This is a genomic window from uncultured Pontibacter sp. (genome assembly GCF_947492645.1).
Lineage (GTDB): Bacteria > Bacteroidota > Bacteroidia > Cytophagales > Hymenobacteraceae > Pontibacter.
In genome coordinates, this window is sequence record NZ_CANLMZ010000008.1 from 196112 (window position 1) to 214038 (window position 17927).

Below are 17927 nucleotides of genomic sequence, written 5' to 3' on the forward strand. Positions count from 1 at the left end.
AACAGCATAATAACGCATTAATCTATGTTACTTCAGAGCGTTATATTTCCTGTATCTAGAAGTGTATACCTGTTATCATTGTATCAAATAAGACCCCAAAACCCACGACCCATGAACAGAACGTTGAACCCTTTTGCCCAGCACCCGGCAACTAATTGTTATGGTAACGCATGTATAACATTGTCGACTGCCAAGAAAACGCAGCTACAGGAAGAAGAGGTCTTTGATTTCTCGACTATAGATGGCGGTGTAATTACACACAATGCCGGTGCAACAGCTATTAGCAATGGCGCAGGAATTTTTATTGGAGAATATTTCGTAGGTGTTAGCGACAATTACCAGTCGATCAGCAACCTACCATTTGTACGCTACTAGAACCACATTAATAGTTCTATAAACCCCTTGATAATTGGTTAGTTAATTTGTTGGTTGTTTGTGTTTAGATTAAGCTAAATGCTCTATAGTCCCCTCTATAGGGCATTTGCTCTTTTATAGCCTCCGGTATAAACAGCCAATCCATTGCCTCCTCCTTCTCCCGGAAGGTTCTCATCCTAAAGCCATACTGCTGCTCATAGTCGATGGCACTAATGATGCCTGTTACAATATGCTGCTGAATAACGGTAGGGCAAGCCAGGCGCGCAAGTCTTTTTATACCTGTGCTGGCAAGCAATGGCATCACAAAAGTTCTTACCCACTGTTCGTCGGTTATTTTAAACGCATTAGATAACCTGCTATCTACCAACAGGTAATCAATTGCTTTATCGTTTAGTATAGCGGCTATTTCTTTAAATGCTGCTTGAATTTCTGAGGAAGGTATAGCACCGTGCCATACAGTCTCTAGCAAGCTTAGGGATGCGCTGTATTTGCAGGTATAATACGTACTTTCTATAAAGTATGACATCGTTTGTTATAACACAACAGATTATACTTACGCAATAAAAAAAACTTAATCCAGCCTATTTACTATATAAAATCATACTTTTACCATAATTAATCCTGAAAAGTCATTCATATTTACTCCTGCTCTAGTTAATACCTTGCGATATTTCTGGTTATATGTGTCTTACTAGATAACTTATTTAAGTTATAGCAGTATACTTTTACTAATTTTATTAGTATTAAATATTATAAATAAAGTATATTGCAGCCATAAAACTAAAATGAATAGTAAATGATACTCGAAACTGTAATGCGAAACGCCAATGGTACTGTTTTCGGGAAAGCATATTACCCTGACCTGGAAGATGATATAGAACTGACATTGTTCGGGAACAGGGTTCCCTGTGGCTTTCCGTCGCCTGCTGCAGATTATATAGAGGAAACCATTAACCTGAACAAGCACCTTATCCGTAACCCTTCCTCCACTTATTTTATTAAAGCCAGCGGCGAGTCTATGCGCGAGGCCAGCATCCGGGATACAGACCTGCTGATAATAGATAAATCCATCAAGGTAAAACATGGATACCCCATTGTGTGCTGGTACAACGGGGGGTTTACTATAAAGACCTATCGGAAAGAAAACGGCAAAATATACCTTGAGCCTGCCAACCCTGCCTATGAAAAAGTAGAAATAACAGAGGGCATGGATTTTACTTTCTGGGGTGTAGTGTCTTATTCTATCCATAACTGCCTGAGCAAATTAAGATGATAGCCCTGGTAGACTGTAATAACTTTTATGCATCCTGTGAGCGCGTATTTAACCCGGCACTCAGAAACAGGCCTGTGGTGGTGCTAAGCAACAATGATGGCTGTGTTATTGCCCGGTCCGCGGAAACAAAGGCCCTTGGTATAAAAATGGGCGCGCCATACTTTATGATAAAAGAGCAGGTAAAGCAACATAACATTGCGGTATTTAGCAGTAACTATACTTTGTATGGCGATATGAGCAACCGGGTAATGAAAACCCTTGCCGAATTTACCCCTAACCTGGAAGTGTACAGCATTGATGAGTCTTTCCTGGACTTAGGCCATTTCTACAACAAAAACCTGCACCAATATGCCCAGGAGATTAAGGATACTATACTTAGCTGGACTGGCATACCTGTAGGCATCGGTGTTGCCAAAACAAAAACCCTTGCCAAAATTGCCAATAGGCTGGCAAAAAAAAGTAGCAAGGCGATGGGCATATTAGTATTACAGGAGCCAAGACATATAGAGGTAGCCTTGAAAAGAACGGCTGTGGAGGATATTTGGGGCATTGGCAGGCAGCATGCCAAACTGCTTAAAAGCCATAACATTGCTACAGCCTACGACCTGGCCCGCCAAAGTGATGCCTGGGTAAGGAAAAACCTAACAGTAGTAGGCCTCAGAATGGTAAAAGAGCTGCGCGGCGAGCCGTGCCTGGACCTGGAAAAAATTAGCCCGGCCAAGCAAAACATCTGCACCTCCAGAAGCTTTGGCCGCCCTGTAAAAGCACTCAGCGACTTGCAGGAGGCAACGGCTCTTTATGCTTCGAAATGTGCATACAAGCTGCGTAAGCAAGGCAGTTGCGCGAGTGTGGTTTCTGTCTTTATCACTACCAACAGCTTTGCCGACACCAAACAGTACTATAATTCCAAAACCATACACATCCCCACTCCCACCAACAGCGATTTACACCTGATACAGTATGCTAACCTGGCGCTGAGCAGTATTTATGAGGAAGGGTATATTTATAAAAAGTGCGGAGTAATCGTTTCGGATCTTGCACCTGAAACCGCCCTGCAGTTAGACCTGTTTGACGGGCCAGAAACCGGAAAGCACAAAGACTTGATGCACACACTAGACAACCTGAATAAAAGGTATGGACAGGCTATAGTGAAATCGGCAGCGCAAGGATCAAACAAAGCAAGCTGGCTTTTAAGAAAAGAGCATATCTCGCCCTGCTATACTACCAGGCTAAGCGATGTAATTACAGCAAGGTTATAGACCAATTTTAAGAATGCAGGTGATTTAGCAGCCCTGCATTTTTTACATAAAGCAAAAGGAAACGCAGCAAAGTACCTGCAGCCCAAAGGTTAGATCCTCCTTTTAAACTTGTCGTTAATAACCCCGACCAGCCTGCTTACCTTCAGCATCCGCTCCAAGATTGTTCTATATTGGCTAGCGCTGAAATCCCTTGCAACACGCACCTTCTTCTGCACTAAGTGCATACTACAAGTACCTATTTTTACCCCACTATACACTTAAAAAACCGCATTGTTAGTTTAGAAACAAACATAAGTGCATACTTTGCTATTTTCACCTTCCTTTTTTATACCTGCCCCTGCCACCATAACCTTACCACAACTAAACCTAACCTCCAAAATAAAAATATTACAATAAATTCGTAACATCTAATACATGTTTACAGCTTTATCACAATCCCAATACAAATATTTAATAGTAAATAAGATATATTCATAAAATGTATCACAATTTTAAGCTACTACACTAAGGCATGTCTAAGGCTATCGTAACTTACAACAAATCTAAATTAGCACCTATATGGTATAAACCTAAAATCACTTAATGCTTGGTTTGAAGATGAGGATTTTCAGAAGGAATTTGGCAACTACCGTGGTAAAGTATTAAGTCCACGCCAGGTAAAGGTAATTGTAAAGCATTTTGGGCCTTTTGAGGGTTATAATGGAGATGTAGATTTGTAAAAGATGTGTAGTGAACGAAATTATTTATACCTCTAATTTCTGCTACCAAACCCAAACCAAACAGTCACCAAACTGGGAGCAAATTGTTAACCACCCTCATAGCAAACATAAATCTAACCAGTTTCACTACAGTTTGAAAGAGTTTTCACTAAAAAGCGCATGAGCGAGACTTACATCAAGTAAAAAGAAACACGCTACAGTATCTTCACCAGATTACCGAAGACTTTCCACCCTACTCATTTATGTCCTCCTAAACAAAAAGGCCTCTGAAATTACTCAGAGGCCTTTTTGTTGAATTAGGATCCAAACTATTTAAGACGGTAAGTTAAACCAACTGTAGTGTTAAATGAGTTAGATGGCTGCTTAAAGCTTTCTGTTTCTCCATCGTACTCTACTTTGTATTCTGGTTTAGTTGAAAGAACATCGAATTCAGCTCCTACTCCAAACCTGCCAAAATCATAACGTAGTCCTCCACCAATACCAACTGCTAGTGAGCTATTCTTTGCAGCCGATTGCTCAAATTCATATGAGCCATAAGCTGTTTCTACAGAAGTAAACTTAAATGCGGCAGACTTGTTGAAGGCTGTTCCGAAGCTACCTTTTGCATAGAGCGTAAGGTTGTTTATAGGTGCTTGCAAGTAGACATTGCCTAGTAGCATTACAGATCGCCAAGATTCAGCCTCTGCTGATTTAATGAACTCACCATCTTCACCAATGAAGGCATCGATATCAAATGGGTTGTTTCTCCATCCTAATGTAGCACCTACTGCAATGTTCTTATGAACATCGGCGGCATAAGCCAAAGAAACCAATGCGCCCGTTTTTGCATAACCAGCTTCATCGTCACTTTCTTTCGTGCTTTTAAATACACCTGTAGGGCTAGCAGCACCAATGTTTAAAGTGAATCTGTGGTTCGTTTCGCTGAGGCCCTGTGCTTTTGCAGCTGTAAAACCAAGGCAACCTAATGCCGCAACGAGTAATAATTTTTTCATAAAAGTGGAATGATTAAATAATTAAAAGTTTGTTTTTTCTAAAAGTTGTGCAAAATACAGGTCATATATTTAACATCTAAGATATTTAATATACTACTTGCCAAATTCTGGAAACTTCCGGTATACCTCCCCTTTTCTTATCTGCCCCAACTTTACCATGTAATTATAGGTCTGGTCAAGTGAAGTATGGCCGTTCTGCTCCTTTATGGCTATTAAATCCTTGGTGGCCTGGTACAAATTGATGTTGCCGGTGTGCTTGTAGCCATATAAAGTATACTCCTGGTATGTCATTCCCAATTCCTCCAGCACGGCTCTGTGCCGCAGGTAAAAGTATATCTTGCCGACATGCTCCGTGCCTGGTACGCCCTCCCTTGTAAATATAAAGTGTTCAGGCGGGTACGAACGCAGCTTATGTTCCTGTATCAGTTTCTCTAATGCAGGAGGAATGAAAGCATGTCGCCCTACTCCTACCTTAGATCGGCTTGCCGGTATAAAGATCGTTTCTTCCAGTATATCCTTTACCTGCAACAGCCGCAGCTCACGCGCAGGCCGTGCAGCGGTGTAATAAAGAAAGTTGATAAACAGATAAAGCTGCTTGTCTCCCTTTTTTAGTATGTGCTTCTTTATCTGCTTTAGTTGCTCATTAGAGAAGGGCACATGCTTATTCGTATGCACCTTTTTCTTTTTGATGATCTTCTGTACTGGGTTGTGCTTCTTCTTGATAGCGCCATCCTCCACCAGCGCATTGTAAATCCTGTTCAGGTTAGTATGATAGTTGTTATAGGTTTTGTTAGCTACCCCTATTTCCTCCACTCCGTTTCTGATTACCACCTTCTCCAGTTTCAGGTAGTTAAAAAACGACTTGGCGACTTCCCCTGTAAAATCAATAACTCTTATATCCGCTATCTCCTGGCTATCCAGCCACGGGAACATCGTGTTTTTCAAGGTGCCGTAACCGGCAATGGTGTTGGGGCTAAGGGATGATTTGTTTTCGGCGATATAATTTTCAATGGCCTTTTTTAATGTCAGGCTATCTTTATTAGCCTTGGGTGCAAACGTGGTTTGTGACTTAGTTGCGGTTTTTGGGATGACGTACCCCTTTTGGAGTTTGCTGTTGATTGCTTCTATAAGCTGTGCCGCACGTTGCTTTCGCTCGCCAACCGTGCTGAATTGATTAATGTTGAAATCACGTATAAGGCGCACCTTCTTCTGCTTCTCATCATTCCAAACCCAAAACGTGACAGACCACCTGCCATCAAGATCAGGTTTGTCCTCCCCTTTCTCGGGATGATGAGTGGGTTTTGTGCCGCGAATAGTGTCACAACCTATTCCTTAGCCATAAAAAAAGGCCTTACACTATGGTATAAGGCCTTTTTGCAGAGAGCAAGGGATTCGAACCCCATCACTAACACTTGTATATCAACACCTTACAATTATTTTCTCAGCCTACTCACCGAATTACGCACCGCCTAATTTATTGCGGATTAAGCTGCAAATACTATGAATTAAATTTAATAAAATTTTTTAAACTTTTCAACTTTCCCTGGCACTAGAAAAGGCAATAGGTTATTAACATCTCATCTCATACAAAGTGTATTGTTTTTTCGTTCGATTCCCCTCTGATCTACTAAAAAGCCCTTCAGTTAATACTGAAGGGCTTTTTTATGTACTCCGGACACTATTCGTACGCTAAAGATTAAAACTGTAGCCTCTCAATCATACTCATTCCGCCCTTGCTTTTGATCAGTAAATTTAAAACATAAGTTAATTTTCATCCTGATTGGCCGCTTAAGAGTTAGTTCCTACCAACATATATAAGACCTAGACAAGTACACGATAAAGGCCAACATAGCATGGCATAGTTGACATAAGCAGGTGGAGCTAAGGGCAGAGCTACTGGAAAAGCTCATCGAAGTGGCTGAAGGGTAATTCGACTTTGAGATCTGAATAAGTCTTCACCTAAACAATCAAGTGACTGGCACCGGAAAAGAAACGAGCTTCAGCTAATCCTGCCAGCTGTTCAGATACTCTAGGTACACACTCAGAAGGGGACCTCTCCTCCCTCAAGCAATACTTATGTCAAGGAATCAATCGGTCTTTACGCAGTTGAGCGAAAAGATCAAAGAATGACTCATCCGTTCGCTGATAGACAGCAAAGCCCAATTCACGGCTCATCGACATGTCGGTCATTACCTCTATTGGCCGGCCCAGGTCCAGGTCAGTATGCCAGGCAGAGGCAAGCTTGCTTAAATCAGGTTCTACTAATCCATACCGCTTGGCAATTTTATGCCAGATATGGGCATCATTTGCAAGTTCAGTTTCCGGGGGATGAATACTCCCGTCAAAATCCAAGGCTTCTACGCAGAACCAACTTGCAATGCGGGGCCACAACCATTTCCAATGGAAATAATCCCCATTGACTATATTAAAAGCTTCATTATGGACTGCTCCCGTAGTTGCGGCCCACACCAGCTGCTTGGCCAGCACACGGGCGTCTGTCACATCCGATAGTCCGTTCCATTGAGCGTCTGACCCAGGAAATCGGAACGGGCGATTCGTTTCCCTGCAAATGGTGGCGTAAACAGCCAGGGTAGTCCCCAGGTTCATCTGGTTGCCTACTGCTTTTCCAATAACTGTGTGCGGGCGGTGAATGCTCCAGGTAAAGCCATTTCGCTCAGCATCGGCTCCCCTTGCCTGCACATGTGTCGGATACCGCCATGTTGCTACAGCGATGCTGCAAACTGATGCTGGACACGGGTGGAAATATTTCAGTAAAACAAGTGCTGGAAAAGCCGGGTTCCTCACCACGGCTGCTTCAAAAGCGCTTCAAGGACGCTGTCGGGCTCAGCCTAGAGGAATACCTGAATATTATCCGGCTGCGCGAATCCGTTAACCGAATTGGCTATCCCGAAACTCCTATCCCGTCCATGACGAAACTTGCCCTGCCGTATGACAACTACGACCAAGCGCATTTCACCAATGCCTTCCGGCAAGTCACCCGCACCACACCAGGCAAGTTCAAGCCAACAGAGTACCTGCAGTCACTTAAAAAGTGATAGCAGGAATTTTCACCCCCCTGCTATCATATTGATTTAAACCACTTTCACCAAAAAAATCTACTCACCGAGCTACGCACCGAAAAATTTTGTGCCATTTAGCTGCAAACGCTACAGCTTAAAAACACGTAAAATATTCCATATTTTCAACATACCTCAAAGTTTCAGTCATACCAGCCACCCTAACGTTTTTAAGACTTTGTCAGCATAAACTGCATGTATTGTTTATAATATCAAAATTTAAGAATTGGTATGCATTGCCACATCGATACAAAAAGAGCAGGTGTACGGGCAGCCAACACTATCAGGCATGGCATCATTTTAAGAAAATAAATTTTTCTTAAGAATAGGTTCTATAAATTCCCGCCGCTCTTTTGCCCCTAGAAAGGGTACTGCCTGCCTCTCAGCGGAAAGATGTTTCCCTCCGACTAAGGCAGAAGTAACAAGCCCTGCCCTTTTGCGTGCTTTTGAATAATGGCCTGCTGTGGCATGTAAACCTTGAGGATTCCCGGTTAATCTAGCTTCAGAATAGCTTTCTTTGCACCGCCTGATAGAGCTGCGTTGACGTGTGGAGTCTGCTTTCCTTTAACCATGTGCCAGGGAGTTCAGCTCCTGCCTATTACCCCGGGCCTATGCCTTACTAGTCCTGAAACTAAAGGTTCTACTGCCCACCAGCCCTGTTTAGCTCCTCGAGTTTTGTATTTCGTAACTTTGATTTAAAACTCTGCCCTCTTTGAAAGTTATACCTCAAGGTAAGCTTTATACTTTGCATCATAAAATAATTCTCGAATGAAAACACATTACCGTTGTAGCTGGCGTCACCGCGCGCTATCCGTGTCCTGAAAATATCGGTAACACCCAGCGTCACATCAAGTCTTTCATCCAGAAATGGTTTTTTTAGGCCTGCATCCAGCCACCACTGGGTTTTAAATGTGTAGATCCCGTATGTTGACGGGGAACTGTACGCTGCCGTTGCCTGTAGCTGTATCCCCAGCGGCAGCAGCACATTGTGCGTGGATTGAGCTGTTAACGTAAATTGTCTATTCTTCAGCACCTGTTCCTGCAGCAGGATGCTATTACGCTGCTGGCTGGCCACTAGGCTATTGCTGACATCCCAGCCCTTTAGAACCTTCACCGGTACAAGCAGCGTGGCGCTAAAATTCTCGGCCTTATCAATGTTACGTTCCTGGTAGATGGTGGTGTTGTCCTCGGAGTTCTGCTGCGGCACCTCTGCAAAAAAGTCCTTGGTATGGGCGTAGCCCAGTACAAGGTTGTAAGTATTCAGCAGCGTCTGTATCACCTGAAAAGAGTTTGTGTATTGGGGCCTCAAATTCGGATTGCCCTCTGCCCAACTGTAAGGGTCCTGGTAAAATATAAAAGGATTCAGGGTGCGGTAGTTAGGCCTGTCCACTCTGCGGCTATAGTTGTAAGATATTTTATAGCCTTCACTTACCTGATGCGTTAGAAAAAAGCTGGGGAAAAGGTCGAAGTAGCTTTTTGTGATATTTTCACCCCCGTTGACTGGCTTGCCCTTACCCCATGTTTGCTCTCCTCTAAGGCCTGCCTGTAAACGCCAGTTCTCGTTTATACTTGCGCTGAAGTTCGCATAGCCGGCCAGGATGCTTTCGGTGTAGCGGTAGTTATTGCTTCTTTCCTCATCCAATTCCCTGTTATTCTCCTTTTTGGCGTCTGCTATGTAAAAATTGAGTTGGTTACCAGACTCCACATGGCTGACTTTGCCCCCCAATTCCAGCTTCATTTTTGGCAGTAGCGTCATCCCAAAATCCCCGTTAGCCGAATAGATGGTATAGTAACCTGGATTGTAGGTTGTGATCAGTTCATCTCTTGTGGCATTCGTGTTCACCTCAAGAAAGTTGTTTTCGTAGCGGGCATCATTGTGATTATCCAGTTGTATATAGTCCAGGTTAAACGAGAGGCTTGTACCGCTGGTATCCAACAGCCCATTGTAATGTAAGTTTATCGCGCTACTGCTGTTGGTTATGTCATTAAAATTACCCGCCTTCACAAAGGTATGGTTTCCCTTTGCATTATCGTTTACATCGGTATCGGAGTAAAAGGCACGGTTAGTGGCATTACGGCTCAGGTTTAAAACGGCGCCGATGCTGTGGTGCTGGTTCAGGTCATAATCGGTGCCCAGGCGCAATGCCGGGTAGTAAGTAGACATGCGTTCGTTTCTAAGCTGGTGAAAGCGGGCATCCGCTCCCGCCTCATGAAACTCCCGTACCATGATTCCCTCGCGCAGGCGCGGTCGCTCCGCCACGTCAGCATGCACAAACGAGCTCCAGTTGCCTTTCTTGTAGTTCAGGTTTACTCCGCCATTGTAACCCGATGCCTTGTTGTATTGATATCCGCCATACACACTGCCGTTCATTCCCTGCCTTGTGTTCTCCTTCAATTTTATATTAATGATGCCTGAACTACCCGCAGCTTCATACTTTGCCGATGGATTGGCAATGACCTCTATACTTTTTACGCTCTCTGCCGACATCCCTTCCAGCATGCTTTGCAGCTCTTTCCCGGAGAGGTAAGTAGGCCTCCCATCAATCAGCACGCGTGCCCCTGCCTTTCCATTAAGCTGTATCGTGCCCTCCTGGTCTACCCACACGCCCGGAGACTTCTCCAGTACCTCGTAGGCTGTGCTGCCTGCCGCAAGCGCCGTACCCTCAATGCTCACCACCAGTTTATCGGCCTCCACCGAAATGGCAGGACGTAATGCTCTGACCGTTACCTCGTTCAGCATCTTGGCATCCTCCTGCAGCCTTAGCACCCCAAAGTCTTTATGGCCCCCGCTGCCAGTTACATCAAAAAGTCCTGTATGGGTTGTCTTAAACCCCAAGGCTCCGAGACGCAGCAGGTATTTGCCCACGGTAGGTGCGGCAATGGTAAAGCTGCCATCGGCTTCGGTGATGGTACCCGTGAGAACCGTAGAGTCCGTTGCCTGTAATAAAGCCACATTGGCATAGCCTAATGGGTTTGAACTTAGGTCTTGTAACCTGCCAGTTAATTGGGCAGAGGCCGTGCCTGTTGAAAAGAGCAACAGGACATACATAAATGATAATAGCTTCATCATGAGGTATTGTAAAAGCTAGAAAGGGGTACCATAGACAGAACAGAAAGCAGTCCTGTTATCCTATCCTCTCAAGCCGGAACATCAGCTCCAAAGGGAGGTACTGCCTATCCGGCAAAATTTAATAGTTCGTTTGGGTAGCGCGCGAAATCACCATCACCATATCCAGGAGATAGGCTTCTGAAGGCCTCTTCAGAAGTCGGAAATTATCCGTGTTAAACTGCATGGCAACGGCTATATTCAAATCAGGAAAGTAGGCAGCGTCTGTTACATAGCCGGGAAACCAGCCACTATGGCCATAGCCCATGCCAGCATGGCCTCCGGGTCTTAGCTGCATGGCCAGGCCGTATTGATGGTTTTTACCAGTATTGGCGGCTACTCCCTGACGCATTTCTGCACGCAGGGCAGGTGAAATAGCCTTAAAATCATAATACGCTTTCGCCCAGGTGGCCAGGTCTGCCGCGTTTGAGACAAACCCCCCCCCTGCCCATTCAAACTGCGGATTAAGGGTTAACACTCCCTTTCGAACCATAGCTCCCTCCACCGGAAAAGGGCCACCTGCCCGAGTGTAACCAACAGCCAGCTTGGCGTACGATCGCTTAGTGGATGGTTCTGTGGCCGTCAAACCGTAGGGCTTGATCAGATCAGACTTTATTTGGTCATACATTCTGCGGCCGCTTATTTTCTCCAGGATGTAGCTGAACAGGATATAGTTGGCATCTGCATAACTAAACCCGGTCCCTGCTTCAAACAGGGCCTTGCGGTCAAAAATGTAGGCAAGAAGCTCAACCGGCTTCCAAGTATGTGTCGGGTTACTTTTTAACCGCTGCATAAAATCCCCATGCTCCAGATACTCTTCTATACCGGATGTATGATTGAGTAGCATCCGCATGGTAATACTTTGGGCATTGGGTATCCTGTTGAACCAGGGCTCATGACCTATGTAGTTTGCGATCCTGTCATCCAGCTTAAACAGCCCTTGTTCTGCCAGCAGCAAGGCCGCTGCGGTAAACAGGGTTTTCCCGTTGCTGCCTGACAGCATCCTGTGATCCGGTTGCATCGGGGCTCCGGTAAGGGAGTCTGCTGTACCTGTGGCAATGGCGATGCGCTCCCCATTTGGCAGTACGGCTGCAAACGTAGCCCCAGGAAACCCATTAGCCCTTTGCATAGAATCAAGCTTCCCTTGGAGTTGCATTTTCAATACTGCGGTTTGCGCAGGTGTTTGCGCAGACACATGAAAATAGCAAGCATAAAGTAACAGCAGCAACAATGTGATTTTGCGGTTCATCGTGTTTTGTATTTTATTGTTTTGCTTAGTGTATTTCCATTCAGGTTCATTGCCGTAAAGCGCACCTTCTGATTCCCTTATCCATACCACCTTGGTGGCCCCAAGTGGCAGCAACACCGACAGACAACGGAGCTTTATAAGTTGTTTCTGCAGCCAAAGAACGTACCCTGTGTGTAAAGCTTAAGCCCTACAGAAGGCAATCAGTCTTTTATATGACATTAAAGTAACAGCTTTCAGCCCGGCTTCTACTTGTATTATCCTGCCATTTCATGTCTTGACTGCTACCTTAATCTGTCACAGGCCCACATCAGGATGCAAATAAGACAGCAGGAAGGTCCCATGGCTGCACCACCGTACTTTTATCCGGCGACTAATCCGCAGTATTTAGCAGCGCAACGCTACATGCTTTGAAAATATCATGGCAAGACGGGAGCTTAAATTCCGGATACCTGCCAGCGGAGTAGGCCATTACGCTTCCGAATCAAGTAGCCGGGAAATGAACAAGGACGGGGAACAAAATAAATGCGGTTAAGTTCACAGCTGTAAACCCGGTCGTGAAAATGGTTTGCCTGATAGTGCCTGTGTTTCCTAGCACCAGGCAGGCACTACCGCAACGAGTCGGAAAACGAAGCATTCTTACATCAATCAACGGAATGTTTTCGTCCATTTTATACCTTCCCGCTACGGTAGTTTTCACCTTAAAAAACAGTTAATGAAAGGAGCTAAAACTTTCGCTTGCTTTTACCTCCTCCGTACTACTGCTACAAAGTAAGGGAAAATTGAAGGCTGCGTGTTTGTACAATCCTGACGTTTTACACCTAATGATGCTATAACTCTTACAATCTTGCAAAAGAGGGGGAGAGGCTCTCAAGTGGGGGGTAAAAATTGATCTGTTGTAAAGGCAGGTGCTACCTATTGTATTTCGTGGGCGCTACGCCAGTAATCTTCTTAAAGGCATTGCTAAACGCAGCCAAGTCTGAGAAATTAAGCAAACAGGCCACTTCACTCCAGCTCATTCCTTTTTTGCTTAGCTCAAGACTCGTTTCAATCCGCCTGCGCACCAGGTAATGGTAGGGGCTCACTTGGAAACACTCCTTGAACAGCTTGTAAAATCTGAACTCCGAAAGGCAGCACACGTCGGCAACTTCCTTTATACCGATGTCAGAGAAGACACTATCATCCAGCATTTCTTTTCCTATCAACAGCCTATGGTACAACTCTTTCCGAGTGGACAACTTGGAAAGCCTCAACCTATAGTAAGCAAAAATAAACGCAAGATTGTCCTCCACCAGGAGCGAGATCAGGTCGTAAATTAGCTCCATGGCAGGCTTTTGAATCGCAGGAGATAAAGACACCATTATGAGTTCATTTAATAACTGTTGCATCCGTGCACTCGCTATGGTCTCCCGCACAAACAATTCTGGAGAAAGCAGATACCGGTTTACTTGCCTGTATCCCTCCAAGTCATCCGGGCAAAGCACTTGGTGCAACACCTCATTTACAAGCTGCATGTTTAAGTCAACGCACATCCCCCATGTGGTGACGTTCTTGATGACGACTTCCATGGATGGAACAGATTCATTGACTAGCAGATACTTCCCGCCGCATACTTTGTAGGGTTTGTTGTGAAACCAGTAAGTCTCCAGTCCCTCCGCCGTGAACTTTAAGGCAAGCCCCCTGGGACGCAATTCGGACTCCAAGCTTGATGAGAGCGTGCTCATGATGCAATTCTCACTCTTAATCGTTTCCAGCACGCCACAGTTGTTGTCGTTTACGTGCAGTATCTCACAGTTTCCTGTATAGATAGATTGTGTCGGGTCAGAAAAACGTGGTTCCATTTACTTCCCTTTTATAGTACATAAAGCCATTTGCTATTACATACATTCTACTTGCTTTGCGAATATAAGATTATAAAAATGCCAGAAAATCGCAATATAAAACAAACTAAAACAAATTAGTTTTGACAAATTACTTTAACAGGAACAAATAGGGTCGTTGGTCCCCTGAGACGCGTACCGGGGCTGGCCCCTAGGGTAGCATACCCGACAAGCAAACTTAATTACCCTGTAGCCCATGAAGCTTTCAAGACACATTTTTAGATTAATATGGGAAAAACTAAAAGGTAAAACCTGCACCGTGAAAAAACGACGGCACCTGTAGGCCTTTGTACTCCCACTGAAGATTCCTTAAACTATCCTGAGCTGCATGCAGCAAGAGAAAGGCTTTCTGTAAAAGGAGACTTGTTGCCGGTTGCTTTCTCAGTAGGTCCCTATGCACCCACACATCCTGTTGGTACTCTTTAAAAGAACGAACGCTATGAAAAAATTCAAAAAAATACTCTTTATTGACGATGACCCCATTGCCACTTATTTTAACAAGTGCCTCATTGGTAAGTTAAATCTGTCACAGGAAATTGAAAGCACCGCAACAGAGCAGGAAGGATTAGCCTGGATTCAGACAAACTGCCGCGGTCCTTACAAGGGCAAAAAGCATCAGGGGCAAGTGCTGATTTTCTCTGACCTGACCATAACGGCCATGAACGGCTTTCAACTGATCAATGCAATTAGGGAGTTAGAGCAAAAAAAGGAAATTCAGGCACCCTTTCTCTATTTTCTGACTTCATCCGAGCTAACAGAGATGTTTACAGCCTGTGACACCTCCTTTGTGCATGGTTTCCTTTCCAAAAACTTATCAGAGGATGATATACACCTCGTGCTTTCTGAGGACAAGCAAATCGTTATGCAGCTTTGACGCCAGGATACAGGGAGGCATAATCCCCCTGCCCAGAACGTGCTACAAGAACAGAGTTATAGAGGCGGCGGCCCTTGAGACAGGGAGCCTCAGCGCTGCTCCGCGCTAGCTTGCAAGCTATAACCGCCAAAACAGTCGGGAAAGACCGTTGAAGGCTCTTCTCTTTGCCTCTACTTGAATAAACCCGTTCTGCAGGAGCTTTTGCTTTAAACCCGCGCTGTCCAGACTGTTAAAGGGCCTGTAAGTCAAATAGCCCTGCCTGTTGCGAAGGGGGCCTGCGTAGCTGGGGATTCCGAGCATCTCCATAGACTGTAACAGCGAGGCAAATAAACGTTTGTCACATGTTTTCAGGATAAGCCTTTTAAACTTGTCCATGCAAAGGGACGTTTCCCCCCCGCTTGCTGACAGCGCTAAGGTAACAAATCCATTTTCCAGGGTATCAGGTAAATTACGTTGAATAAAAGAAAGAAGCGTCGGGCCATCTGTTATCCATTCTTCCTTCTCGCTTCCGCAGGCGCTGCCAGTTTTTAGGGAAAGGTGTCCTCTGTCTACCCCGCGCAATTGAGCAGACAAGCAAAAAAACACATGCTCCAGCATGCCCACGCCCAATACCAACCTGAAGGTATAGGTGCCTGCCGCATCGGGCCCATCGGCTCTGAAAGACTGCTGTGCCGATTCCAGGTCTAAGATACCGTTTGTGGCGCCTTTAACGATGCCGGTGGGGCAGATAAATATCTTTTCCCCGGCACTTTCAGGAAACGTGTGCAGCCCCCTTCCTACAAAGACGTCTGCTGATAAACGCTCGGTGGGCATGGACAGTTCGGTTACCCCTGCCATAGGCAACAGGGAGGCTTCTACTGCCTGGCAGTCTGTTAACCCAATCACCCTGGCGCAGTCATTTGCTTTATGAATAGCAATGCCCAGGTGCTCCCCATAGCTATAAAAGTCGGCTAACGCGCTCACTTCTTGTCCCACGTTTCCTTTGACCAGCAGATACCAGAGTTTTCGTTCCATGTCTTGCCCAGTTGTTGTGAGGACAAAGATAAAGCGCTGGAAAACACAGGGCTTGTACTATGCTGCTTAATGCATCCCCTAATCCATTGTCTTGCTGCATGTTAGTCAATAGAGTTTTCGCACAAGAAGGGCATGCTAAAGCAGGAGAGCCATGTTGTGTTCCCTCGCATCAGCTTATGGCCTTTGAGGGCGCAACTCCCTTTACTTTTTTAAACCCCTTGCTGAAAGCAGCCAGATCCGTAAAGTTTAACGCTGCTGCGATGTCACTCCAGGAATGCCCCTGCTTCTTGAGCTCTATGCTCTTCTCGATCCTTCTTTTGAACAGGTAATTATAGGGGCTGTCCCCAAAGCATTGCTTGAACAACCTGTAGAACCGAAACTCAGATAAACAACTCGTCTCAGCCACCTGTTTGATGCTGATTTCATCAAACAGGCTATCCTCTAACATCTCTTTTCCTAACATCAGCCTGTGAAATAGTTCTTTGCGCGTGGACAGTTTGGAGGCCTGCAGCTTATAGTAGGAATTGATTACTGGCAAATTGTCCTGGACCAGCATGGTCGTCAACTCATAGATGAGTTCCATGACAGGCCTTTCAATTGATTGGGAAGCCGACGAAACGATCAGGTCGGTTAACAATTGCTTTAACGGTGCACCGGCCGCCGCTTGCCTTAGCAGCAATTCCGGTGTAAGTAAAAAGCGGGATGCGTTTGTGTAATTGTCCAGTTCATCAGGACAGAGTACTTGCATCAATACATCATTTACCAGGCTTAAGTCAATGTCCACACACACGCTTAAGGTAGCGGCGCCCTTGATAGCCACATTCATAGCAGGCACAGAGTCATTGACCAACAGATACGAGCCCCCTGAAAGACTGAAGCGCCTGCGTTCCAGATAGTAGGTTTCCACACCTTCCGCAGCGAATTTTAGTCCGAGCCCCTGGGGACGGATTTCGTCCTCTAGGCTGGTCAGCAAAGAACTCATAATCCGATTCTCACTTTTACGCGGCTTCAAATCATGATAGTTTCTGTTGGTAGCATGTACCACTTCACATCTACTGCTGTATAATCCAGCACCTGCGCTTACACTTTTCAATTCCATCATTTCTGCTACTGTTCTATATGATGTGCTAAAGATAAAAAGTCAAAACCTTAAACAGAAAGCCTTTAGCTGCCCCAATGAAAATAAGCAGGATTTTACAAGTGGAGGTGCTACAACTTTTCCACCGTTGGCGGGGTCAAAGCAATGGTCCAGAAAACCGCCTGCTGACAGCTATTGGGAGAAAACCGGCTCAAACAGCATGCATCGGTCCTAATCCCGCATGCCCCACCCGTCTAAATCCCCTTTTCTTGCTACCCCCCTTTTTCCGCTCCACAGCAGTTGGAAAGAGGGTCATAAGGTGGCTTACTTAGGGACACCAGGTGTGGCCGCTTCTTCGGGGCACCTCACGCCCCCTGCCAGGGCAGCCAAAACACGAGCCACCCCGGTACAGCAAACAGCGGCTCCTGTGAGCAGGCAAACTGCCTGTAAACTAAAATGGCAATATGATACAAATGATTTACCGGCCAAACGACTTTAATTGTCGATAAAACCACAAACAAAAATAACAATGAAAAAAACAAGCTGCATTCTGCTTGGCCTTTTTCTATGCCTGACCGCCCTAACCGCCGGAAACAAGAAGAAGCCGAAGCCTACGCAGGAACTGGACTCCTTTCTCCAACAGTACGTTCAGGCAACCAACTCCCATGACTTTAACCAGGTACGGCGCCTGCTCACACCCGACGCAGTATACTGGTTCAACAAACAGGAAAGCAGGGGGCTGCAGGAAATACAGGCGAGCTTTGAGGTCTCTTGGTCCTACCTCCCCGATGAGATTTACAGCATTAAAAACATTACTTGGCTGTCTGTGGAAAAGAACAGCGCTACCTGTATTTACCGCTATTCCTACCAGGGGACCCATGCCGGCAAAGCTGTAGCAGGCGGGGGGCGGGGCACAAGCGTCCTTGTCAGGAAGGACGGAAACTGGCGCATCGCCCATGAGCACCTGTCCATTCCACAGTAAGCCTGTCACCTGAAAGACAAACCTATGAGGCCAGGGGTGTCCTCTGGGACCC

Annotated in this window: 17 protein-coding genes; 7 read left to right on the forward strand and 10 right to left on the reverse strand. The window is 45.5% G+C overall.

The genetic code is table 11. From position 1 onward, the window contains the following. Positions 1-111: 111 nt before the first annotated feature. On the forward strand, positions 112-375 hold the full coding sequence (locus Q1A23_RS11295; RefSeq protein WP_299823354.1) for a hypothetical protein: 264 nt from the start codon (positions 112-114) through the stop codon (positions 373-375). A 64-nt stretch (positions 376-439) separates the two neighbouring features. Here Q1A23_RS11295 and Q1A23_RS11300 read toward each other — a convergent pair whose 3' ends face one another. Beyond that, the gene (locus Q1A23_RS11300) at positions 440-901 is read right to left on the reverse strand and encodes a hypothetical protein (RefSeq protein WP_299823357.1); all 462 of its coding nucleotides are present in this window, start codon (positions 899-901) and stop codon (positions 440-442) included. 270 nt (positions 902-1171) lie between these two features. Here Q1A23_RS11300 and umuD point away from each other — a divergent pair, with 270 nt between their 5' ends. Beyond that, the gene (gene umuD, locus Q1A23_RS11305) at positions 1172-1648 is read left to right on the forward strand and encodes a translesion error-prone DNA polymerase V autoproteolytic subunit (protein WP_299823360.1); all 477 of its coding nucleotides are present in this window, start codon (positions 1172-1174) and stop codon (positions 1646-1648) included. Further along, positions 1645-2907, forward strand: a complete 1263-nt coding sequence (locus Q1A23_RS11310; protein ID WP_299823363.1) for a Y-family DNA polymerase — start codon at positions 1645-1647, stop codon at positions 2905-2907. Before umuD ends, Q1A23_RS11310 begins: the two co-directional genes overlap by 4 nt. A gap of 1027 nt (positions 2908-3934) precedes the next feature. Here Q1A23_RS11310 and Q1A23_RS11315 read toward each other — a convergent pair. From Q1A23_RS11315 to Q1A23_RS11325, 3 genes are all read right to left on the reverse strand, one after another. Next, positions 3935-4618 carry a hypothetical protein gene (locus Q1A23_RS11315; protein ID WP_299823366.1) on the reverse strand — a complete coding sequence of 228 codons (684 nt, stop codon included), beginning with the start codon at positions 4616-4618 and terminating at the stop codon, positions 3935-3937. Between the two features lie 93 nt (positions 4619-4711). After that, complete coding sequence (locus Q1A23_RS11320) at positions 4712-5821, reverse strand: phage integrase SAM-like domain-containing protein (protein ID WP_299823368.1); 1110 nt, start codon at positions 5819-5821, stop codon at positions 4712-4714. A gap of 876 nt (positions 5822-6697) precedes the next feature. Beyond that, positions 6698-7318 (reverse strand): NAD-dependent epimerase, encoded by a 621-nt coding sequence (locus Q1A23_RS11325; protein ID WP_299823371.1) that lies wholly within the window; start codon positions 7316-7318, stop codon positions 6698-6700. Positions 7319-7320: 2 nt separating this feature from the next. On the opposite strand from Q1A23_RS11325, the gene Q1A23_RS11330 reads away from it, so the two are divergent. Continuing rightward, positions 7321-7674: a helix-turn-helix domain-containing protein gene (locus tag Q1A23_RS11330; protein WP_299823374.1), complete on the forward strand. Its 354-nt coding sequence runs from the start codon at positions 7321-7323 to the stop codon at positions 7672-7674. 661 nt (positions 7675-8335) lie between these two features. Here the strand turns inward: Q1A23_RS11330 and Q1A23_RS11335 are convergent. The 4 genes from Q1A23_RS11335 to Q1A23_RS11350 form a co-directional block, all read right to left on the reverse strand. Further along, entirely contained in the window at positions 8336-10765 is a 2430-nt protein-coding gene (locus Q1A23_RS11335; RefSeq protein WP_299823377.1) for a TonB-dependent receptor, read from the reverse strand. A 118-nt stretch (positions 10766-10883) separates the two neighbouring features. After that, a complete protein-coding gene (locus tag Q1A23_RS11340; protein WP_299823380.1) occupies positions 10884-12050 on the reverse strand; it encodes a serine hydrolase domain-containing protein in 1167 nt (388 codons plus the stop codon). A gap of 481 nt (positions 12051-12531) precedes the next feature. Continuing rightward, positions 12532-12747 (reverse strand): hypothetical protein, encoded by a 216-nt coding sequence (locus Q1A23_RS11345; RefSeq protein ID WP_299823383.1) that lies wholly within the window; start codon positions 12745-12747, stop codon positions 12532-12534. A 211-nt stretch (positions 12748-12958) separates the two neighbouring features. Then, entirely contained in the window at positions 12959-13888 is a 930-nt protein-coding gene (locus tag Q1A23_RS11350) for an AraC family transcriptional regulator (protein ID WP_299823385.1), read from the reverse strand. A 478-nt stretch (positions 13889-14366) separates the two neighbouring features. Here Q1A23_RS11350 and Q1A23_RS11355 point away from each other — a divergent pair, with 478 nt between their 5' ends. After that, complete coding sequence (locus Q1A23_RS11355) at positions 14367-14801, forward strand: response regulator (protein ID WP_299823388.1); 435 nt, start codon at positions 14367-14369, stop codon at positions 14799-14801. Between the two features lie 117 nt (positions 14802-14918). On the opposite strand, the gene Q1A23_RS11360 is transcribed toward Q1A23_RS11355, so the two are convergent. Both Q1A23_RS11360 and Q1A23_RS11365 read right to left on the reverse strand, forming a co-directional pair. Continuing rightward, the gene (locus tag Q1A23_RS11360) at positions 14919-15815 is read right to left on the reverse strand and encodes a hypothetical protein (RefSeq protein WP_299823391.1); all 897 of its coding nucleotides are present in this window, start codon (positions 15813-15815) and stop codon (positions 14919-14921) included. 169 nt (positions 15816-15984) lie between these two features. Then, entirely contained in the window at positions 15985-16722 is a 738-nt protein-coding gene (locus tag Q1A23_RS11365; protein WP_299823394.1) for an AraC family transcriptional regulator, read from the reverse strand. Between the two features lie 490 nt (positions 16723-17212). Between Q1A23_RS11365 and Q1A23_RS11370 the strand changes: the two genes are divergently transcribed. Both Q1A23_RS11370 and Q1A23_RS11375 read left to right on the forward strand, forming a co-directional pair. Next, positions 17213-17392, forward strand: coding sequence for a hypothetical protein (locus Q1A23_RS11370; protein ID WP_299823397.1), 180 nt, complete (start codon positions 17213-17215; stop codon positions 17390-17392). A gap of 30 nt (positions 17393-17422) precedes the next feature. After that, a complete protein-coding gene (locus Q1A23_RS11375) occupies positions 17423-17875 on the forward strand; it encodes a nuclear transport factor 2 family protein (RefSeq protein ID WP_299823400.1) in 453 nt (150 codons plus the stop codon). Positions 17876-17927: the final 52 nt, after the last annotated feature.